General features: G+C 62.3%; 17 protein-coding genes. 10 read left to right on the top strand and 7 right to left on the bottom strand.

All coding sequences use genetic code 11. From position 1 onward, the window contains the following. Positions 1–6: 6 nt before the first annotated feature. From AC0L26_RS04385 to AC0L26_RS04375, 3 genes are all read right to left on the bottom strand, one after another. Positions 7–1,107, bottom strand: coding sequence for a polyamine ABC transporter substrate-binding protein (locus AC0L26_RS04385; RefSeq protein ID WP_473631416.1), 1,101 nt, complete (start codon positions 1,105–1,107; stop codon positions 7–9). Positions 1,108–1,463: 356 nt separating this feature from the next. Continuing rightward, positions 1,464–2,408, bottom strand: coding sequence for a DMT family transporter (locus AC0L26_RS04380; RefSeq protein ID WP_473631415.1), 945 nt, complete (start codon positions 2,406–2,408; stop codon positions 1,464–1,466). Positions 2,409–2,556: 148 nt separating this feature from the next. Next, positions 2,557–4,011 carry a helix-turn-helix domain-containing protein gene (locus tag AC0L26_RS04375; protein WP_473631414.1) on the bottom strand — a complete coding sequence of 485 codons (1,455 nt, stop codon included), beginning with the start codon at positions 4,009–4,011 and terminating at the stop codon, positions 2,557–2,559. A gap of 247 nt (positions 4,012–4,258) precedes the next feature. Between AC0L26_RS04375 and aceA the strand changes: the two genes are divergently transcribed. From aceA to AC0L26_RS04360, 3 genes are all read left to right on the top strand, one after another. After that, positions 4,259–5,548 carry an isocitrate lyase gene (gene aceA / locus AC0L26_RS04370; protein WP_473631413.1) on the top strand — a complete coding sequence of 430 codons (1,290 nt, stop codon included), beginning with the start codon at positions 4,259–4,261 and terminating at the stop codon, positions 5,546–5,548. 64 nt (positions 5,549–5,612) lie between these two features. Next, complete coding sequence (locus tag AC0L26_RS04365; protein WP_126043653.1) at positions 5,613–5,855, top strand: SMc00767 family acetate metabolism repressor; 243 nt, start codon at positions 5,613–5,615, stop codon at positions 5,853–5,855. A gap of 299 nt (positions 5,856–6,154) precedes the next feature. After that, positions 6,155–6,553, top strand: coding sequence for a response regulator (locus AC0L26_RS04360; protein ID WP_352937115.1), 399 nt, complete (start codon positions 6,155–6,157; stop codon positions 6,551–6,553). 28 nt (positions 6,554–6,581) lie between these two features. Here AC0L26_RS04360 and AC0L26_RS04355 read toward each other — a convergent pair whose 3' ends face one another. After that, positions 6,582–7,298 carry an HAD family hydrolase gene (locus tag AC0L26_RS04355; protein ID WP_473631411.1) on the bottom strand — a complete coding sequence of 239 codons (717 nt, stop codon included), beginning with the start codon at positions 7,296–7,298 and terminating at the stop codon, positions 6,582–6,584. Positions 7,299–7,447: 149 nt separating this feature from the next. Here AC0L26_RS04355 and AC0L26_RS04350 point away from each other — a divergent pair, with 149 nt between their 5' ends. The 3 genes from AC0L26_RS04350 to AC0L26_RS04340 all read left to right on the top strand — a co-directional run bounded on the left by AC0L26_RS04350 (position 7,448) and on the right by AC0L26_RS04340 (position 11,540). Next, a complete protein-coding gene (locus AC0L26_RS04350) occupies positions 7,448–9,085 on the top strand; it encodes a glutamine synthetase family protein (protein WP_473631410.1) in 1,638 nt (545 codons plus the stop codon). Positions 9,086–9,230: 145 nt separating this feature from the next. After that, positions 9,231–10,517 carry an NAD(P)/FAD-dependent oxidoreductase gene (locus tag AC0L26_RS04345; protein WP_473631409.1) on the top strand — a complete coding sequence of 429 codons (1,287 nt, stop codon included), beginning with the start codon at positions 9,231–9,233 and terminating at the stop codon, positions 10,515–10,517. Positions 10,518–10,712: 195 nt separating this feature from the next. Continuing rightward, on the top strand, positions 10,713–11,540 hold the full coding sequence (locus tag AC0L26_RS04340) for an SH3 domain-containing protein (protein WP_473631408.1): 828 nt from the start codon (positions 10,713–10,715) through the stop codon (positions 11,538–11,540). Positions 11,541–11,766: 226 nt separating this feature from the next. On the opposite strand, the gene AC0L26_RS04335 is transcribed toward AC0L26_RS04340, so the two are convergent. Further along, positions 11,767–12,513 (bottom strand): SDR family oxidoreductase, encoded by a 747-nt coding sequence (locus AC0L26_RS04335; RefSeq protein WP_473631407.1) that lies wholly within the window; start codon positions 12,511–12,513, stop codon positions 11,767–11,769. Positions 12,514–12,818: 305 nt separating this feature from the next. Here AC0L26_RS04335 and zwf point away from each other — a divergent pair, with 305 nt between their 5' ends. From zwf to AC0L26_RS04315, 4 genes are all read left to right on the top strand, one after another. Next, positions 12,819–14,288, top strand: a complete 1,470-nt coding sequence (gene zwf, locus AC0L26_RS04330) for a glucose-6-phosphate dehydrogenase (protein WP_352937109.1) — start codon at positions 12,819–12,821, stop codon at positions 14,286–14,288. Beyond that, positions 14,270–14,986 (top strand): 6-phosphogluconolactonase, encoded by a 717-nt coding sequence (pgl, locus tag AC0L26_RS04325; RefSeq protein WP_473631406.1) that lies wholly within the window; start codon positions 14,270–14,272, stop codon positions 14,984–14,986. Before zwf ends, pgl begins: the two co-directional genes overlap by 19 nt. Before the next feature lie 74 nt (positions 14,987–15,060). Further along, positions 15,061–16,902 (top strand): phosphogluconate dehydratase, encoded by a 1,842-nt coding sequence (gene edd, locus AC0L26_RS04320; protein WP_473631405.1) that lies wholly within the window; start codon positions 15,061–15,063, stop codon positions 16,900–16,902. Between the two features lie 226 nt (positions 16,903–17,128). Then, positions 17,129–17,641, top strand: coding sequence for a RidA family protein (locus AC0L26_RS04315; RefSeq protein ID WP_473631404.1), 513 nt, complete (start codon positions 17,129–17,131; stop codon positions 17,639–17,641). Positions 17,642–17,889: 248 nt separating this feature from the next. On the opposite strand, the gene arr is transcribed toward AC0L26_RS04315, so the two are convergent. Together arr and AC0L26_RS04305 are read right to left on the bottom strand one after the other, a co-directional pair. Further along, positions 17,890–18,303 (bottom strand): NAD(+)--rifampin ADP-ribosyltransferase, encoded by a 414-nt coding sequence (gene arr / locus AC0L26_RS04310; protein ID WP_473631538.1) that lies wholly within the window; start codon positions 18,301–18,303, stop codon positions 17,890–17,892. A 136-nt stretch (positions 18,304–18,439) separates the two neighbouring features. After that, positions 18,440–20,098 (bottom strand): vWA domain-containing protein, encoded by a 1,659-nt coding sequence (locus AC0L26_RS04305; protein ID WP_473631402.1) that lies wholly within the window; start codon positions 20,096–20,098, stop codon positions 18,440–18,442. Positions 20,099–20,254: the final 156 nt, after the last annotated feature.

The raw sequence follows: 20,254 nt of genomic DNA, 5'->3' as shown, positions 1-20,254 counted from the left end.
AGATTGCTATTGTCCCGTGACGACCTTGGTCCACGACCTGGTGACGAGACGTTGCGTCTTGGGATCGTATGGACCCACGGTGAACAGCTTGGCCAGCATCGCTTCGTCCGGGTAGACACCCGGATCATCAAGGATTTCCTTGCTGACGAGTGGCTGCGAGGCCTTGTTGCCATTGGCGTAGAAGACATAGTTGGTGGATTTGGCGATCACTTCGGGTTTCATCATATAGTTCAGAAACTCGTGCGCTTCGGCGACATGCGGCGCATCGGCCGGAATCGCCATCTGATCGAACCACATTTCCGCTCCTTCCTTAGGTATGACGTAGGCGATTTCCACCCCCTTATCCGCTTCGGCCGCGCGGTCGCGAGCCTGGAAGAGATCGCCAGAAAACCCGACAGCTACGCAGATGTCGCCATTGGCGAGCGCATTGATATATTCCGATGAGTGGAATTTGCGGATCGACGGCCGGATGCTCAGCAAGAGATCCGTTGCTTTGGCGATGTCGTCGGGAGAGGTCGAGTCGGGCTTGAGCCCAAGATAATTCAGCGCGGTTGGAATGATGTCCGTCGGCGAATCCAGGAAATACACCCCGCAACTCGCAAGCTTGGCGATATTCTCCGGCTTCAAGACCGCATCCCAGCTGTCGATCGTATCGACACCCAGGGCTTCCTTCACTTTCTTGGTGTTGTAGCCAATACCGGTCGTGCCCCACATATAGTTGACTGAGTATTCGTTGCCTGGATCGAACTTCGCAACCCGGTCCGCCACGTCGCTCCACATGTTGGTAAGATTGGGCAGCTTCGACTTGTCCAGCTTCTGGTATACCCCGGCCTGGATCTGACGGGCCAGGAACGGGCTTGCCGTCGGCACCACGACATCATAGCCGCTGCCACCTGCAAGCAGTTTGGTTTCGAGAATTTCGTTGGAATCATAGGTGTCGTAGACGACCTTGATGCCGGTTTCCTTGGTGAAGTCGTCAATGACCGAACTGTCGATATAGTCCGACCAGTTGAAGACGTTGACGACGCGGTCCTGGGCATGCGCGCCGAGGGTGAAAAGCATTAGAAATGCCGAGGTCGCCGAAAGCCAGAACGCTTTGCGGGTCATGCGTCTCTCCTTTGATGAGTGTTCCATAGCCAGTTCGTCGCGGGGCTGCGCGGCTAGGCCTTGCTTCAGATTATTGAGCTTTCCGGCAAGCGACAAGCGCGAACCGCCGACATCGTGATGGTTCGTCATGCAGCGGCCAAGGTTTCCGATTCCATGTCGTGATCCAGATGGCGTTCCGGCGCCGTCAGCAGCTCTCGCCACGACGCGGGCAGGAAAACGACGATGTTGTCCGGTCTCGATCGGGCCGGAGGGGAGACTTGGCAAGATGCGCCTGTCTTGTTGTTGCCGTATTGGCAGCCTGCCCGTGCGGCCAAGCCATTGTCAATGGTTCATCTCGCTTTGGCGCGTGCGCCGCATCAATTGGGCGACGGCATGCCGGTGACGCCCGGCCGCACGGGTTTGGCCTGGCGCTTAAATTCGAGCCCGATATGGACAAGCAGCGCCGTGACCACAACAGTGCCGCCAAGGATGGTGCGCCCCGACGGCACCTCGGAATGGACGAGCCAGACCCAGATCGGGCCGAGGATCGGTTCGAAGGTGCCGAGGAGTGCCGCGACCGCCGCCGGAACAAGCCGGGCGCCGGTGGCGAAGAAGGCAAGGCCGAGACCCAGATTGACCACGCCGAAGGCAAACAGGAAACCCATGTCGCTGTCGGAAACCGCGAATTGCGATGTCTGGGAGGCGGCGAATGCGGCAGCAAGCATCGTGCCGAGGCAGGTCGCCGGCGTCATGCGCACATGGGCAAAGCGTCGCGTGATGACGGTGGCGATCGAAAACATCACGGCGATGAGCAGCGCCAAGCCGTCGCCGATGGGTGACACCGCGCCATCGAGCGATTCCGATACCATGATGGCAACGCCAGCAATAACGGCTGCAATCGCTACCCAGGTCGCCATTGCGACCCGTTCGCGAAATACCGCCCAGGCAAACAGCGCCGCCAGAAGCGGCACGCCGGCCTGCATCAAAAGGATGTTGGCGACGGTGGTGTAGGCAAGCGCCACGACGAAGCAAGTCGATGCGGTGGCAAAGCAGAACGCCACGGCAAGGCCAGGCAGGCCCATGCCGCGGAACAACCTCACCGTGCCGTGCCAGCCGTCGCGCCAGATCATGAAACAGATCAGGAAGGCGGCGGCCCAGACCGATCGCCAGAACACCACCGTCCAGCTGTCGCCCGCTTCGATGAAACGGGCGATGGCGCCGCCGAAACTCCACATCAGCGCCGAGAGGAACACCAGCAAGAAGCCGATACGCTCGTCGCGCGGCGAGACAGCAGGCGCAATCGGTGATGCGGTATCGGTCATGGGCGCGACTGTCGGCGATTTCTGGGCGGCACGATGTGCAACGGACGACAAGAACGTGCCTCATTCGCGTAGCGCAAAGGCAGCGGCGGAGCGTGGTCCACCGGACGGCGACGGTTGTGGCAAAGATAGCAGGTCGCCCGCCGGGGCCTCATTGAAAATCGAAGGCGCTCAAGCCGGTCACCATCTCGTCGAGGCCGAGCGGGCGCGTCACCGGCGGCTCGGCGCGTGCAAGGCAGCCGATGCGTTCGCACAGCCGGCAGGCGGGGCCTATCGGCGTGGCCGGATTGATGCCCTGTCCCGCTTTTCCGGTCGCCGCGGCAGCCGGCGCCGGCAGTGCCGCGCCGTAGACGATCTCGTCACGAAAACCGATGTCGCAACCCAGCAGAAGTGCGGTACGGCGCGGGCGCTCGGCAAACGAGCCTTGCGGCCCTTCCAGCGTGCGGGCGACGCAGAGGAACTCGGCGCCATCGGGCATTTCCACCGCCTCGACGAAAATCTGGCCGGGCTGGGTGAAGGCGGCATGCACGGGAAGCTTGGGACAGCCTCCGCCGAAGCGGCTCTGCGGAAAACCCTGGCTTCCCGCCTTGCGGAAGCGGTTGCCGGCATTGTCGACCTCGATCATGAAAAACGGTACGCCCGGCGTGCCCGGCCGCTGCAGCATGGTCAGGCGGTTGGCCGCCTGCTCGAAGGAAACGCCGAAACGCGAACGCAGCACGTCGATGTCGTACCGAGCGCGTATCGCGGCTGCGTGAAAGGGCTGGTAGGGCATCATCAGCGCGTGGGCGGCGTAGCGGCCAAGCTCGAAGCGGGCGAGCCGGCGGGCCTCATCCGAGGTCAGCTTCAGCGCCTGGATCTCGCTTGCCACCGCGACGGTCATGCGGATCAGACAGGCCTCCATCGCCACCTCGCGCAACTGGTCGAATGGCGACAGGCGCTCGGACAGAAACAGGCGCTGCGAGTGACGGTCGTAACGGCGGCGCCAGTTCGGCATGGTGGCGACCGGCAGCACCTTGACGACGATGCCGTATTCGCGTTTCAGCCAGGCCTTCAGCGCACCGAGCAGATCGTCGCTGGGATCGAGCACCGACGTGAATGCCTCGGCCTCCTCTTCGATCGCGGCAAAATGGTTCGGCCGACGCTCGAAAATCTCGTGCACCTCGTCGATCGGCAAGCGGGCGCCGGAAAGCGCCGTCGCTTTGCCCTCACGTGCAAGGAGCTGGTTGAGGTCGGAAAGCCGCTCGGCCTGCTCGCGATAGGCGCGAAACAGTTTTATCACCGCGGCGGAAGCATTGGGCGCCGCCTCGGCAAGCTCGATCAGCTCCTGGTCACCAGGCAATTCGCCGACCAGCAGCGGATCTGAAAACACTTCCTTCAGGGCGGCGACCGACCCCCTCGCCTCGCCCTGCAATTCATGCGGGTCGACCTTGTAGACAGATGCCAGCTTGAGGATCAGCTGGACCGTCAGCGGCCGCTGGTTGCGCTCGATGAGATTGAGATAGGAGGGCGAGATGCCGAGCCCTTCGGCCATCGCCGTCTGGGTCAGGCCTTTAGCGCTGCGAATGCGGCGGATGCGCGGCCCGGCAAAGATCTTTTGATCGGCCACTCGGCTATCCTTGACAGAAATTGACATTGCTTCTGCACGGCGACGCCGTACTGGTCTTTACAATCATGACAAATTTACAGCGCCGGACTGTCAAACGCAACACAGGTTTTCCCTTATTTATCGGCCGACCCTACGGTTTTTTCTCGCCTGTTTCGCGCTGAGATGTAAATGCTGTCACACCAAAACGGCGCAAAAATCTCCTTGAAGCCCCGTTTATGTCCCTGCAGCAATTTATCCGGAGCGACCAATGACCGATTTTTACAACCTCGTCCCCTCGGCGCCGGAAGGCCGGTTCGACGGCATCGAGCGGCCCTATTCGCCGGACGATGTGAAACGGCTGCGCGGTTCGGTCCAGATCCGGCAGAGCCTCGCCGAAATGGGCGCCAACCGGCTTTGGCAGCTCATCCACGAGGAGGACTTCGTCAACGCGCTCGGCGCCATGTCGGGCAACCAGGCGATGCAGCAGGTCCGAGCCGGGCTGAAGGCGATCTACCTGTCGGGCTGGCAGGTCGCCGCCGACGCCAACACCGCGTCCGCCATGTATCCGGACCAGTCGCTCTATCCCGCCAATGCAGCGCCCGAACTGGTCAAGCGCATCAACCGTACGCTCCAGCGCGCCGACCAGATCGAGACCTCCGAAGGCAAGGGACTTTCGGTCGACACCTGGTTCGCGCCGATCGTTGCCGACGCGGAAGCCGGCTTCGGCGGGCCGCTCAATGCCTTCGAGATCATGAAGGCCTTCATCGAGGCGGGTGCGGCCGGCGTCCACTACGAGGACCAGCTGGCGTCGGAGAAGAAATGCGGCCATCTCGGCGGCAAGGTGCTGATACCGACCGCCGCCCATATCCGCAACCTCAACGCCGCGCGGCTTGCCGCCGACGTCATGGGCACGCCGACGCTGGTCGTGGCGCGCACCGACGCGGAAGCGGCAAAGCTGCTCACCTCCGACATCGACGAGCGCGATCAGCCCTTCGTCGACTATGACGCGGGCCGTACGGTGGAGGGCTTCTACCAGGTCAGGAACGGCATCGAGCCTTGCATCGCGCGGGCCGTCGCCTACGCGCCACACGCCGACCTGATCTGGTGCGAAACCTCCAAACCCGATCTGGCGCAGGCCAAGAAGTTCGCCGAGGGCGTGCACAGGCACCATCCTGGCAAGCTTCTCGCCTATAATTGCTCGCCGTCGTTCAACTGGAAGAAGAACCTCGACGACGCCACGATCGCCAAATTCCAGAGGGAACTCGGCGCCATGGGCTACAAGTTTCAGTTCATCACGCTGGCTGGTTTCCACCAGCTCAATTTCGGCATGTTCGAACTCGCCCGCGGCTACAAGGCGCGGCAGATGGCGGCTTATTCCGAGTTGCAGGAGGCTGAATTCGCGGCGGAAGCCCATGGCTACACCGCGACCAAGCACCAGCGCGAAGTCGGCACCGGCTATTTCGACGCCGTGTCGATGGCGATCACCGGTGGCCGGTCTTCGACCACGGCCATGCACGAATCGACCGAGCACGCCCAGTTCAAACCGGCGGCGGAATAGCAGCAAAGCAACGAACAGAGGTAACGCCCCCAAAGGGGTATAAATACGCTGAAGGAGAAGACCAATGGCATCGATAAGCCGCGTCAAGGAACGGGCCGAAGAACAGGCCACCACCATGAACGTCGACCAGCAAGCGACCATCCGCATGCTGGCGAACGACCTGCACAGGCTCAACCAGTCGGTGATGAAGGCGGTCGAGGCCGGTGTGTCGGTGGAGCTCGTGCGCTCGGCACGGCACCATGGCGGCGACGGCAACTGGGGCGATCTGCTGATCCCGGTGATCGTCACGCAGCGGAGCCTCGGCTGACCGTCATCCGACCAAGCCTGTTTGTGGATCCGGCATCACCTGCGCAGTCTCTGCGCAGGTGATTTGCGTTTGCACGGCCGGTTTGCGTATAGGGCGAAAATAGAACTTTCTTTAAACTTTAGCGTTTCTAGCCATATTCTCGACGTCCGCCATTTCAGCTTGACATAGGCAGCGATCTCACGGCAATTGTCTGTAAGTTTCAACCCTGCATTGAAACCAGACGAGTGCCCGTCCCGCTCATGCGCCCCGTGAACCGCGAGTCCAAAACTGCAAAGCACCCGAGTTTAGGGGAAAGGAATATGGGATCCGTGCTCGCCGACTTCAGCCGCGTGCTCGTCGTTGGAAAATCGCCGGTCAACCGGGTTGTGGTTTCGAAAATCGTCGAACGATCCGGGCTCAAGCCGATCTCGGAATCGCCCGAGGCGGCAGCAACGACGTTGCGATCGCTCATTCCCGGAGCTGTCGTCCTCGATGGCGGAGCGGACAATAAGGACTGCGATGCGCTGATGCCGGGCATCGATGCGCTGCGGCGCACCTCGGGCACATCGCGTCCCCCAGTGATCCTGCTCTCGACCAAGAATGGCACGCCGGAGAGCCTCGGCCTGTCGAGCGTCGTCGATGCAGTGGTCGTCAAGCCGATCACGACGGAACGGCTGCAGCCGGTGATCGACCATCTAATTGGACTGGGACGTAAGTAGTCGGCGTCAGGCCGACGCCGACACGCGATCAACGGGCTTTGCCGATAGCTTCGATCAGCCGGGGCAATTCCGAGAGATCGGCTATCTGGCGGAAGCGAGGCGCGGTGACCGGCGGCTCGACATGTTCCAGCACCCAGGTCAGTTCATGCGGCACGTGAATGCCCCAACTGCCGGCCTCGATCGCCGGCACCACGTCCGACTTGAGCGAGTTGCCGACCATCATGCTTTTTTCCGGGCCATCGCCGTGGCGGCTGAAGATCCTGGCATAGGTGGCTGCGCTCTTGTCGCTGACGATCTCGACGGCGTCGAACATATCACCGAGGCCCGATTGCGCCAGCTTGCGCTCCTGATCGAAGAGGTCGCCCTTGGTGATCAGCACCAGGCGATATGCGCTCGCCAGCTTTTCCACGGTTTCGCGCGCATGGGGCAGCGGCTCGATCGGATGGCCGAGCATCTCGCGGCCCGCAGCAAGAATTTCGGCAATGACCGAGGCCGGCGCGCGGCTCTCAGTAATCTCGATCGCCGTTTCGATCATCGACAGGGTAAATCCCTTGATGCCGAAGCCGTAAACGGCGAGGTTGCGCTTCTCCGCCTCCAGCAATCTTGCCGAGATGTGCCCCTCCTCGGCATGATCGGCAAGCAGCGCGGCAAAGCGCCTCTCGGTGATGCGAAAGAACTGCTCGTTCTGCCAGAGCGTGTCGTCGGCATCAAAGCCGATCGTGGTCAATTCATGATTGTTCTGCATTCGACGTCTTCAACCGAGTTCATTGACTTTCGTCGAACCTAAGCTGCCCGGAGCGGTTTTCAACTGGTCAGGCGAACGCAGGGCCGGCTCCCCTTCCCTTCCATCACCGGCCACGGCTATACTCCCAAATCCGCAACCCAATCTGGTGAATGATGCCGCCTGCAAAAAAGGAAGTCCGTCCGTCGAGCCGCGGAGGACGTATCCGCACGCCTGCCTTCGTGAAAAATCAGCGTGGCGTGAAGAACTGGAAAGAAGTCAGCGCCTGGCTGGAGTGGCGCGGCATCGAGGATATCGAATGTATCACGCCCGATCAGGCGGGTGTTGCGCGCGGCAAGATGATGCCGTCAAAGAAATTCACCTCCAACACCTCGCTGGCGCTGCCCTCGGCGGTGTTCATGACGACGATCTCCGGCGGCTATCCGGAGGACGGCAACGGCTTCCACTATCCGGAAGACGATGGCGACCTCAAGCTGATGCCGGACCTTTCGACACTGACCGTGGTGCCGTGGGAAGAGGATCCGACGGCGGCGGTCATCTGCGACCTCGTCCACCAGGACGGCCGCTCGGTCGAGTTCACGCCGCGCAACGTGCTGAAGCGCGTGCTTGCAGCTTACGACAAGCGCGGGCTGAAGCCGGTGGTGGCTCCCGAGATCGAGTTCTACCTGGTGCGGAAGAATCCCGATCCGGACTATCCGTTGACGCCGCCGGTCGGGCGCTCGGGACGGGCGATCGGCGGCGGGGGGCGGGGGGGGGGGGGGGGGGGGGAAAGGAGGGAGGGGGGGGGGGGGGGGCGGGGACAAAAATTAGGAATGCCGGCGGGGGGGGGGTTCCGGGGGGGGGGGCCCCCCTCCCCGCTGTCCACCCGGGGGCGCAAAACCCCCCCCCCCCCCCCCCCCGGCCGGGCGGGGGGGGGGGGGGGGGGTGGGGGGCGGGGGGGCGGCGCCGGCTATTCCATTGCCGGCGTCAACGAGTTCGACGAACTGATCGACGACATCTACCATTTCTCCGAAAGCCAGGGGTTGGAGATCGACACGCTGATCCATGAGGAGGGCGCCGGCCAGCTTGAGATCAATCTGCGCCACGGCGATCCGATCGAACTCGCCGACCAGGTGTTCATGTTCAAGCGCACCATCCGCGAGGCGGCGCTGAAGCACGATATCTATGCCACCTTCATGGCCAAGCCGATCCAGGGGCAGCCCGGGTCGGCCATGCATATCCACCAGTCGATCATCGACAAGAAGACCGGCAAGAATGTCTTTTCGGCCGAGGACGGCTCGGAAACCGAGGCCTTCTTTCACTTCATCGGCGGCATGCAAAAACACGTGCCGAACGCGCTGGTGATGTTTGCGCCCTATGTCAATTCCTACCGCCGGCTGACCCAGTCGGCTTCGGCGCCGGTCAACAACAAATGGGGCTACGACAACCGCACCACCGCGTTCCGCGTTCCGCGCTCCGACCCGGCAGCCAGGCGCGTCGAGAACCGCATCCCCTCCTCCGACGCCAATCCCTATCTGGCGCTGGCCGCGTCGCTCGCCTGCGGGCTGATCGGCATGACCAACAAGATCAAGGCGGAACCGCCGGTTCTGACCACCGCCAACGAAGCCGAGATCGACCTGCCGCGCAGCCTGCTCGAAGCCGTCGACCTGCTCGAAGCCGACGAGGAACTCTGCGCGCTGCTCGGCAAGTCGTTTGCCGCGACCTATGCTGCGATCAAACGGGCTGAATTCGAGACTTTCATGGAAGTGATCAGCCCGTGGGAGCGGGAGTATCTGCTGCTAAATGTGTGAGTAGCGACTTCGTCGTGTGAATAGTGAATGGTGAATAGTGAATGGCCTTGATGGTAGTTGAGATAAGTGACGGCATACGAGTCATCCCACCGTTTTCCGTTCACCATTCACTATTCACCATTCACCGCCGCCGAAAGGCGGCGCCATGACTTACCAATCCCCAATCTCCCCCGGCCGCTCCTGGTACGAGGACACGGCCGGGCCACGGCCCGAATACGAGGCGCTCGATGGCGACCGGACATGCGACGTCGTCATCGTCGGCGGCGGCTTCACCGGCCTGTCGGCGGCGGTGCACCTCGCCAAGGCCGGCAGCAATGTCGTGCTGATCGAAGCGCATCGTTTCGGCGATGGCGCATCGGGCCGCAATGGCGGCCAGCTCGGCACCGGCCAGCGCGCCTGGGCCGAGGAACTGGAAGCGGAGTACGGCTTTTCCCGTGCCAAGGCGCTGTTCGACCTCGCCGAAGAGGCCAAAACGCATCTCCTCGAATTCGCCGCCGTCAACAAGATCGAGATCGACTACATGCCCGGCCAGATGTCGGTGGCGCACAAGCAGCGGTACGTCGACGACTACAAGGCGCATGCCGAAATCATGGCGAACCGTTTCGGCTATCCGCACATCACCTTCATGGACGCGAAGGAGACGGCGCAGCGGTTGGGCTCGACGCGCTACATCGGCGGCACCCGCGACACCGGAACCGGGCACATCCATCCGCTGAAGCTGGTGATCGGTACCGCAAAAGTGGCGGCGCAGGCAGGCGCCCAGCTATTCGAACAGACGCCGGCGACCGGCATCGCGTCACTCGGCGGCAAGGTGAAGGTCACGACGCCGAAAGGCACGATATCAGCCGAGAAATGCTTGATCGGCGTCAACGCCCATGGCGGCACGATCGAGCCGGTCAGTGCCGCGCACATCATGCCGATCGGCTCCTTCATCGGCGCGACGGTGCCGTTGGGGGCTGACACAAAAGTGCTGCCGGGCGGTGAGGCGGTCGATGATTCCCGCTTCGTCGTGCGCTACTTCCGCAAATCGACGGATGGACGGCTGCTGTTTGGCGGGCGTGAGATCTATGCCGTCAACGATCCGAAAGACATCCATGTCCACATCCGCCGGCAGATCGCCGAGCTTTACCCTGAGCTCGGGGACGTCGAGATCTCCCATGGCTGGGGCGGCTATGTCGGTATCACCGTGTCGAGAAAACCGTTCGTGCGCGAGGTGATGCCCAATGTGATCTCGGTTGGTGGTTATTCCGGTCACGGCGTCATGCTGTCGAACTTTTTCGGCAAGCTCTATGCAGAAACCGTTGCCGGCAACCGGGACCGGCTGAGGCTGATCGAGGATCTGAAAATTCCGGCCTTTCCCGGTGGCCGACGCTTCCGCGCTCCGCTGCTCTTTCTGGCGCTCAACTGGTATGCCTTGAGGGACCGGATCTAACCACAGGTTGCATAATCCCTTGCAAGCGTGCAGAATCGCTTGCGAGGGCGCAGTGATGCCACAATCGCGGGCAACAGATGAGCGCCGTGGGACAGTTGAACTGGGAATTTTGCGGGCCTGCCCGCTTTTGGTTCTGGGACTGATCGAACGCCGGTTTTCCGATTGAACGTCGGCCCGCAAATGGAGGTTGCAAGAGTGAGAGAGCCCTTCAGTTTCGGCGCGCCGGAACGACGGCGCTTTGCGATGCAGTTTGGCTACGATATGCGGCCCAAGTTCTGGCAAAAAGTCCGGTCGAACCTGCATCTGGTAATCGCCGCACTTGGCACAGCAGCGCTGCTTGGCGTGGCCGCAGTGGCGCTATGGCTGGCATTGCCGGCCAACGAGAGACAAGCAGTCGCGAGTCCCGAGCAGATCGTTCCGAGCGTTCCGGTAAAAACAACAAAGATCGTGCCGGCCGCTGCCTCGACGGTCGCCGCGGTGCAGAAGGCAACAGGCAAGGCGGATGCGGTTTCGCCGGCGGTGATTGCGGCCGAGGCCGAGATACCGGCGCTGGCGCCCAATGATCCCCGCTGGACAGGGTCGGGAACGAAGACCGCGCCCGGGCAAGTGGCAGGCCAGGCGGAAAAGACGGCAGACAAGCCGTCCACCGCGGCGGCATTCGCCGATCCTGCAGCGAAAACCAAAGCCGCAGCATTGCTTGCCAAAGTCGCTGCTCCCAGCAAGGCGGCAACAGACGGCGCGCAAACCGCCGCCATTCCGACGCCGAAGCCGCAATCGCCGGCAGCGACGCAGGGTGATGATAGCCAGGCCAAAGTCGAAGCCAAGAAAGTGAGCGCGGCAGATACCGGACGCATCCTCAGGGCCGTCACCATGCGTACCGGACCGAAGAAGAATGCGGCCGCGATTGTCACCGTTCCCGCCAAGACCTCGGTTCAGGTGATGGGCTGCAAGCAATGGTGTCAGATCATCTACAACGGCAAACGCGGCTGGGTCTATAAGAGCTTTGTCAAGACTGGCGCGTAGGGCTGATCAGGCGATCCTTTGACGTTGCAACAGCTCGGATGGCTTGCGTATCGTGATCTGCCGAGCAGACGTCTATTCGAACGGAAACTCGAATGGACCGCAGGTCAAGCACCCTCCCGGGTTTGCCGCGGGTATGAAGCCCAACATTTGACATCATGCGCCCCGGCGATTGCGAGACTCGCGATACAGCCTGTATCACAATCAGCTTGTCCAGCTGCCGGACGGCTCAGATGCAACGTCCACCGTCGACTTCCAGCGCCACGCCAGTGATAAAAGCCGCCTCGTCCGAAGCGAGCCAGAGTGCTGCGTTGGCTATGTCGAGCGGCGTCGAAAGCCGGCCAAGCGGGATCGACGCGCGGAATTTCTCGCGGATTTCGGGCGTGTCGGCGCCCATGAATTTTTCCAGCATGCCGGTCTCGCCGGCGACAGGGCAGAGGCAGTTGACGCGGATGTTCTTCGGCGCGAGCTCCACCGCCATGGATTTGGTCGCGGTGATCGCCCACCCCTTCGACGCGTTGTACCACGTGAGGCCGGGCCGCGGCCTGATGCCGGCCGTCGAAGCCGTGGTCAGGATGACGCCGCCGCCTTGCCGATCCATGATCGGTACGACCGCCAGAGCGGCGTGGTAAATCGCCTTCATGTTGACAGCCGTGATCAGGTCGAAGGTCGTCTCGTCGACCTCGATCATATCGCCATTGCGATGGGTGTAGCCGGCATTGTTGACCATGATGTCGATGCGGCCGAATGCGCTCTTTGCCGCATGGACCATTTCGTCGAACTCGGAACGCAACGAGACGTCGGTCTGGGTCCAGATCGCCGCCCGGCCGATCTCGTTGGCGACGCGTTCGGCACCCTTGGCGTTGAGGTCGGCGACAACGACGCGCGCGCCCTCCTCGGCGAAGCGCTTGGCCATGCCCTCGCCGAAACCTGACGCGGCACCGGTGATGACGGCAACTTTGTTTTCCAGGCGCATGGCTTTCTCACTCATAATTGAACAGGATCGTTCGGCAACCGCCGGCGATGGCCGGCGAAAGATCAATATACTCTCGATTTCTCCTTTGGCTTTCGCCGCGATCCCGCTCTATGCTGCATCTGCGAAGGCTTTCCGGAACCACCTCACCGAGAAGCGTCCGGGTTGCGCCAGCGTCAAGGGCACACTTCAGGACCAATCGTTAAAGCTCGATTGGGCTTGGGATGCGACGCCGTGGCACTGGAAAATCTAAATCGATTAGATTATATCAGCCGCGTCACAGCGACCGGCGTCAAAGCGGACAAACCATGACCAGCCAGATCATTCCCGTCGACCCTTTCGACTTCATCATTTTCGGCGGCACCGGCGATCTGTCGGAACGCAAGCTTTTGCCGTCGCTCTACCATCGCCAGCGCGATCACCAGTTTTCCGAACCGACGCGCATCATCGGCACGTCGCGCTCGAAAATGACCGACGAGGAATTCCGGGATTTCGCCAGGCAGGCGATTTCCGACCATGTGAAACCGGCCGACATCGACGCCACGGAGCTGAAGACGTTCCTTGCCCGGCTTTCCTACGTTTCGGCCGACGCAACGACCGGCGCAGGCTTCGACGAATTGAAGAAGGCAATCGGCGACAGCGACTGCATCCGCGCCTTCTACCTGGCGGTGGCGCCGGCGCTGTTCGGCGACATCTCGCACAAGTTGAAGGAACACAAGCTGATCACGCCGAATTCGCGCATCGTGCTGGAAAAGCCGATCGGGCGCGATCTCGCCTCGGCGCGCGAGCTTAACGATCTGGTCGGCGATGATTTCCATGAAAGCCAGATCTTCCGTATCGACCACTATCTCGGCAAGGAGACGGTGCAGAACCTGATGGCGCTGCGCTTTGCCAATGCGCTCTACGAGCCGCTGTGGAATTCCGCCAATGTGGACCATGTGCAGATCACCGTCGCCGAGACGGTCGGCCTCGAAGACCGCGTCACCTACTACGACAAGGCCGGCGCTCTGCGCGACATGGTGCAGAACCACATGCTGCAGCTTCTCTGCCTCGTCGCCATGGAGGCGCCGTCATCGATGGACGCCGACGCCGTTCGCGACGAGAAGCTGAAGGTGTTGCGGGCGCTGAAACGCATCAACGGCAACGAAGCGCCCAAGCACACGGTGCGTGGCCAGTACCGTGCCGGGGCCTCGGCCGGCGGGCCGGTAAAAGGCTATGTCGAGGAGCTCGGCAAGAACAGCAACACCGAGACCTTCGTTGCGCTCAAAGCCGAAATCGGCAACTGGCGCTGGGCGGGCGTGCCGTTCTACCTCAGGACGGGCAAGCGGCTGGCGACCCGTGTCTCGGAGATCGTCATCGAATTCAAGCCGATCCCCCACTCGATCTTCGGCGACAGCGCCGGGCCGATCTCCGCCAACCAGCTGGTCATCAGGCTGCAACCCGACGAAGGCGTAAAGCAGTTCATCATGATCAAGGATCCGGGGCCGGGCGGCATGCGGCTGCGCCAGATCCCGCTCGACATGAGCTTCGCGCAGTCCTTCGACGGCCGCGCGCCCGATGCCTATGAGCGACTGATCATGGACGTCATCCGTGGCAACCAGACGCTGTTCATGCGCCGCGACGAGGTCGAAGCGGCGTGGAAATGGATCGACCCGATCCAGGATGCCTGGGAAAGCGGACGGCAAGAAGCGCAGGGCTACACGGCCGGCACATGGGGCCCTTCGGCCTCGATTGCGCTGATCGAACGCGACGGGCGGACATGGCACGAGAGCAATTGAACGGCGCCCCCTACAGCTGGCATGCGTTTGCCGAACGCCAGGACCTGGCGGCAGCACTTGCCGGCCACGTCGCAGGCCGCCTGACCAATGCAATAGCTGAGCGCGGCACGGCATTGCTCGCCGTTTCCGGCGGCACGACGCCGGCGCGATTTTTTGCATCACTTTCGAGTATCCCGATCGCGTGGAACAAGGTCACGGTGACGCTGGTCGACGAGCGTTGCGTGCCGGCCTCCTCTCCGCGCTCTAACGCCGGGCTGGTCGTCGCCAATCTTTTGCAAAACGCGGCCGCAGCCGCACGTTTCGTGCCGCTCTACCAAGAGGGAGCAAGCGTCGAGGAAACTTCGGAGGCCGACAGCAGGATGTCGCGGTCGCTTTCCTGGCCGCTCGATGTTGTGGTGCTTGGCATGGGAACCGATGGCCATACCGCGTCGTTCTTTCCTGACGCCGACAATCTGGAAAAACTGCTCGACCCGTCTTCGACAAGCACTGTGCTGCCGGTTCACGCGACAAGCGCCGGCGAGCCTCGCCTGACGCTGTCGCTGGCACGGCTCATCGAAGCCGGCTTCATCGCACTGCACATCGAAGGCGAGGACAAGCGCAAGGCATTCGAGAGCGCTATGGGACCGGGCGCGAAAAAGCCCATTCGCGCCGTGCTCGACGCTGCCGGGGCACCCGTAGAGGTGTTCTGGGCGCCCTGATTTTCAACTTGCCGTGGTTCCCGGCGGACGGCGGGAGGATGTTTTCCGGGACCGCGCCTGAAAGGACCGACGACATGACCGCACGACGCGATATCGAAGCCATCACCGAGCGTATCCGCCAACGCTCCAAACCAGGGCGTGAGGCCTATCTCGGCCGCATCGCCGAAGCATCGAACCGCACCGCCAACCGGGCCGTGCTTTCCTGCGGCAACCTTGCCCATGGCTTTGCCGTCTGCAGCCCCTCCGAGAAGGTGGCACTTGGCGGCGACCGAGTGCCGAACCTCGGCATCATCACCTCCTACAACGACATGCTGTCGGCGCATCAGCCGTTCGAGACATTTCCGGCGCTGATCAAGGATGCGGCGCGCGAGGCCGGCGGCATTGCCCAGGTCGCCGGCGGCGTGCCGGCGATGTGCGACGGCGTCACGCAGGGCCAGCCCGGCATGGAGCTGTCGCTGTTCTCGCGCGACGTGATCGCCATGGCCGCGGCGATCGGCCTGTCGCACAACATGTTCGACGCGGCCGTCTATCTCGGCGTCTGCGACAAGATCGTGCCGGGGCTGGTAATCGCGGCGCTGACTTTCGGCCATCTACCGGCGGTGTTCATCCCGGCCGGGCCGATGACGACGGGCCTGCCTAATGACGAGAAGGCCAAGGTCCGCCAGCTCTATGCCGAAGGCAAGGCAGGAAGAGCCGAACTGCTCGAAGCCGAGTCCAAATCCTATCACGGGCCGGGAACCTGCACCTTCTACGGCACGGCGAACTCCAACCAGATGCTGATGGAAATCATGGGCCTGCACACGCCGGGTACCTCGTTCGTCAATCCCGGCACGCCGCTGCGCGACGCGCTGACCCGGGAGGCTACGAAGCGGGCGCTGGCGATCACCGCGCTCGGTAACGCCTACACGCCGGTCGGCTGGATGATCGACGAGCGCTCGATCGTCAACGGCATCGTCGGCCTGCACGCCACCGGCGGATCGACCAATCACACCATCCATCTGATCGCCATGGCGGCCGCGGCCGGCATCGCCATTACCTGGCAGGACATTTCTGATCTTTCGGAAGCCGTGCCGCTGCTGGCGCGCGTCTATCCGAACGGCCTTGCCGACGTGAACCATTTCCACGCCGCAGGCGGGCTCGGCTTCCTGATCCGCGAACTGCTCGACGAAGGCATCCTGCACGAGGACGTCCAGACGGTTTGGGGCGAAGGCTTGAGGCCTTATGCGGTGGAAGCCAAGCTCGGTCCCGATGGCGGTGTCGTGCGCGAGGCCTCGCCCCGCGAAAGCGGCGACGAGAAGGTGCTGGCGCCGTTCAAGAAAGCGTTCCAGCCGACGGGCGGATTGAAAATGCTCTCAGGCAATCTCGGCCACGCCGTCATCAAGACTTCCGCCGTGAAACCGGAGCGACGCATCATCGAGGCGCCGGCAAAGGTGTTCGACAGTCAGCAAGGGCTCAACGAGGCGTTCAAGGCCGGTACATTGACCGGCGATTTCATCGCCGTCATCCGTTTTCAGGGGCCGAAAGCCAATGGCATGCCGGAGCTGCACAAGCTGACCACCGTGCTCGGCGTCCTGCAGGACCGCGGCCAGCATGTGGCGCTAGTCACTGACGGGCGCATGTCGGGCGCGTCCGGCAAGGTGCCGGCGGCGATCCATGTAACGCCGGAGGCAGTCGAGGACGGGCCGATCGCCAGGATCCATGACGGCGACATCATCAGGCTCGACGCCGACGCCGGGACGCTGGAAGTGCTGGTGCCGGCCGGCGATTTCGCGCTGCGCCGGGCGGCGGACAGCGATCTTATCGCCAATGAATTCGGCTTTGGCCGCGAGCTTTTTGCTGGATTCCGGCAAATGGTTGGCCGTGCCGACCACGGCGCCAGTGCCTTCGGAAACGTGGCGGAATTCGCGCTGCAGTGAAAAGGGCGGCTCGTGGCCGCCTGACGCTGGCTGTCGATTGCCACGCAAATTTGCCTTTTTGGCCAATATGTTACCTTTGAGCCATCATTGACCTATCTCTCGTGACGTGACCATGCGACACCTCCTCATCTTCTCAGATTAAAGGTGTTGCGACGATCGGTTGAACCCACCGCCTCATCTCGGTCGTACAGCTGACCGCGGCTGCACTCCACAAGCGGATATCCGGTTGATCAATGGCGGCGGTCTATTGCGACTGAAAACCGGCCGTTCCATCCAGCTTTGGATTCTGATGCTTGACTTTCGCCCTGTTTGGCCAAGCTTAGTCGGCCCGGATCAAAAATCTCACGGAATAAGCTTCATGTCGCGCACGATAATCACCACCCCGGCCGCACCAGCGGCGCCAGCTTCCTACAGCCAAGCCGTCAAGGCCGCAGGATTGGTTTTCGTGTCAGGGACTGCGCCGATCGACCCGTCAACAGGGCAGGTTGTGAAGGGGCCGGTGCAGGCCCAGGTCGCACAATGTCTTCGCAACATCTCCGCTATTCTGGAAGCCGCAGGGAGCAGTTTGGAGAAGGCGGTCAGTGCGACGCTGATTGTGGCCGACGAGGAAGACTTCGCAGGTGCCAATGAGGAATGGCTTAAGTGGTTTCCAAGCAATCCACCTGCTCGACAGGGCGCCAAGATGCCGGTGCGCATTCCGGACATGAAAGTCTCGATAGCAATGATCGCCGAGGCATGAGCACAGCCTAGCAATAGCGGCGGCGTTGGACGCCGCGCTTGGCTACGAGGCTTGCGAGCCGGTCTACGGTGTCAGCTTTTTCCACAGAAGTCGCGCTATGTTCGTGCTTGCAGCAGCATATGGAGAACTTGTGACTATCTTGCGATGGATTGGCGCGCCGGGCAGAAATGCGAATGCCCGTTCGATCTGTACGACACAGCGGCCGCGATCCAAGGCCAAGCTCGGCGGGCGTATGCCTTATCTAACGATCAGTCGATCGCCTCGATGCCTTGCGCCTTCAAGCGTTCGAGATGGTCCTTCATTTCCTTCAACCGTTTGGGGGAGTGGCCTTCCCACTCCGTGACCTCGCCCGTGACCCGGAGCGGCTCACGGGAGCGATAGGACTGCGTCGGATTGCCGGGAAATTTCTTGTCCGTCAGGTTGGGGTCGTCCACGATCGGGCCGGTCGGCTCCACGATGTAGATCCTTTCCCGTCCGGTGCCAGCGGCCAGCTCGGCGCCCCAGATGGCCGCATCCAGCGTGCCGGTGAGATAGACCCACGACGCCTGCTTGCGCGCGCCGTAATTGGAGCTGTAACCGGCCGCGATCAGGTCTCCCGGTTTCAGGTCGGTACGGGTGCCGTGGTAGAATTGGCGCGGGATTGTGTCGTCAGGGGCTGCCATCGCTTCGCTGCTCATCCTATTGTCCCAGGCGCCGTGGTGTCGTGGCGCCGTAGCCCCATGCACGTCATTCGGAAACAAGCGACTGGTCGGGCGGGTTTCCGCCGCGAGCAATCGACACTGGCGTCGAATTACGCTCCTATTGAACCGTCAGCTCAGCTCGCTCGCCGGCCTTGACGGTCACCGTGGTCTCCTTCGGAGCGTTGTCCAACTTCTCCGTGACGACAGCGTAGTCGCCGGCCGGTAGCGCCGCCTGGTATTTCTCGTCATAGGCGTAGCCAAGCGATTTGCGGTTGCCGTTGATGTCCTTTTTCGCCTCGAAAATCTCGATCTTCGAGGCCCCCGGCGCGGTGATCGCCAGCACGCCGGCATTGATGGCGATTTTCAGATCCTGATTCTCACCGGCCTTGACACTGAAAGGCTGCTCGGCAACGGCAAGGTCGACCGTCGCCAGCAACACATAGTCGTCGGGCGGCAGATCGAACTTGCTGTCAGGACCATAGGCATAAGCCACCTCTTCCCTCGTTCCGTCGATCTTCTTTTTTTCCTTGAACACCTTGAAGCCGATGCCCGAACCGTCGGCCTTGTCGCCGCCGGCAATGTAGTAGGCGTTGGCAACGACATGCCCGACGCCGACGATGATATCCTTGTCGATGACCCTGCCGGCGGTGAGCGGGATGGTTTCGGTAACCTCGCCCTGCCCGATCCTGACCGTCACCTTCTGATCGCCGGCGGGCAACACGACTTTCGTGTCGCCATAATAGGTCGGGGGCGTATCGACGCCCGGATAGGCGATCACCACAGCCGCGCCATCGGTCACATCGGCTCCCTCACTTGGCCGCGGATGAATGATGAGCGTGCCGGCATTCAGCGTGAAGAGGGATTTGTAGACCTGGCCCGCCTCGACCACGATCTTCTGTTCGGTCCTGGCCTCACCGAGGCGTGCGACGACGATGTAGTCGCCCGGCTCCAGATTGCCTTTGTAGGCTCCGTACTCGGTGGTTAGGTAGTCGCCGCGCGTGCCGTCGGAGTTTGCCTTGTAGATCTCCCAGGAATTGCCGTCGGTGACGGGATCGCCGCCCTCCGCCAGCACCACGGTCGGCATGAAGTTGAACTCCGGCTTTTCCTCGGGAGCCGGCTGCGGCGCAGGCGCTGGTTCGGGCGCCGGTACAGGTGCGGCGGCGATGGTTTCGACCAGCGCATTCTGTAGCGCTTGCTCGTCGGACACCTGGATGTATTTGCCGCCGGTGTTATCGGCGAGGCAAGCGACCTGCTTGCCCTCGTCCGCAGTCAGGCCGAAGCCGACGACGTCTACGGTGAAGTCGACGCCGGCAGCCTTCAGTTCCTTGCCGAGCGCGCACGGGTCGCCATTGCAGGTCTCAAGCCCGTCGGTGATCAGGATGACGGTGGCCTTGTCCTCGGTGTATTTCAGCGCCTCAGCCGCCTGCTTGACGGCCGCGGTCAGCGGCGTCTTGCCAAGGAATCTAAGGCTGTCGGCGGCAGCGGAAACAGCACCTGCCGAGCCGGCCTGCGGCGGCACGATGAGCTCGATATCCTCGCAACTGCCCTTCTCGCGATGGCCATAGGCCATGAAGCCGATTTCCTTGTCGGCGGGGACCGATTGCAGCACGGTTCTGAGCGATTCGCGGGCGATTTCGAGCTTGGGCTTACCGTCGATCTGCGCCCACATGGAACCGGAAGCGTCGAGAATGAGGATGACTCGATCGGCGGCAAGGCCAAGCGTCGTCATCCACAACAGGAGGGCCGCCGCAGCGACGCTCCGTGCAAGTCCCGCCATGAAAATCTCCTGAACCAGCCCCTCAGGTTTGCTTGAGCATCAGCGCACCCTGCTTCGTACGGAAAAGCTATTCGACGCCGGGTCAGGACACAACCCCGAACGCCGGACGTCAGAGGGTCGCCACAAGCTTGGGCCAACAAACTCGACTAGACCAAC

It is taken from the genome of Mesorhizobium sp. WSM4823, from assembly GCF_055811195.1.
This window is presented reverse-complemented; position numbering and strand designations above follow the sequence as displayed.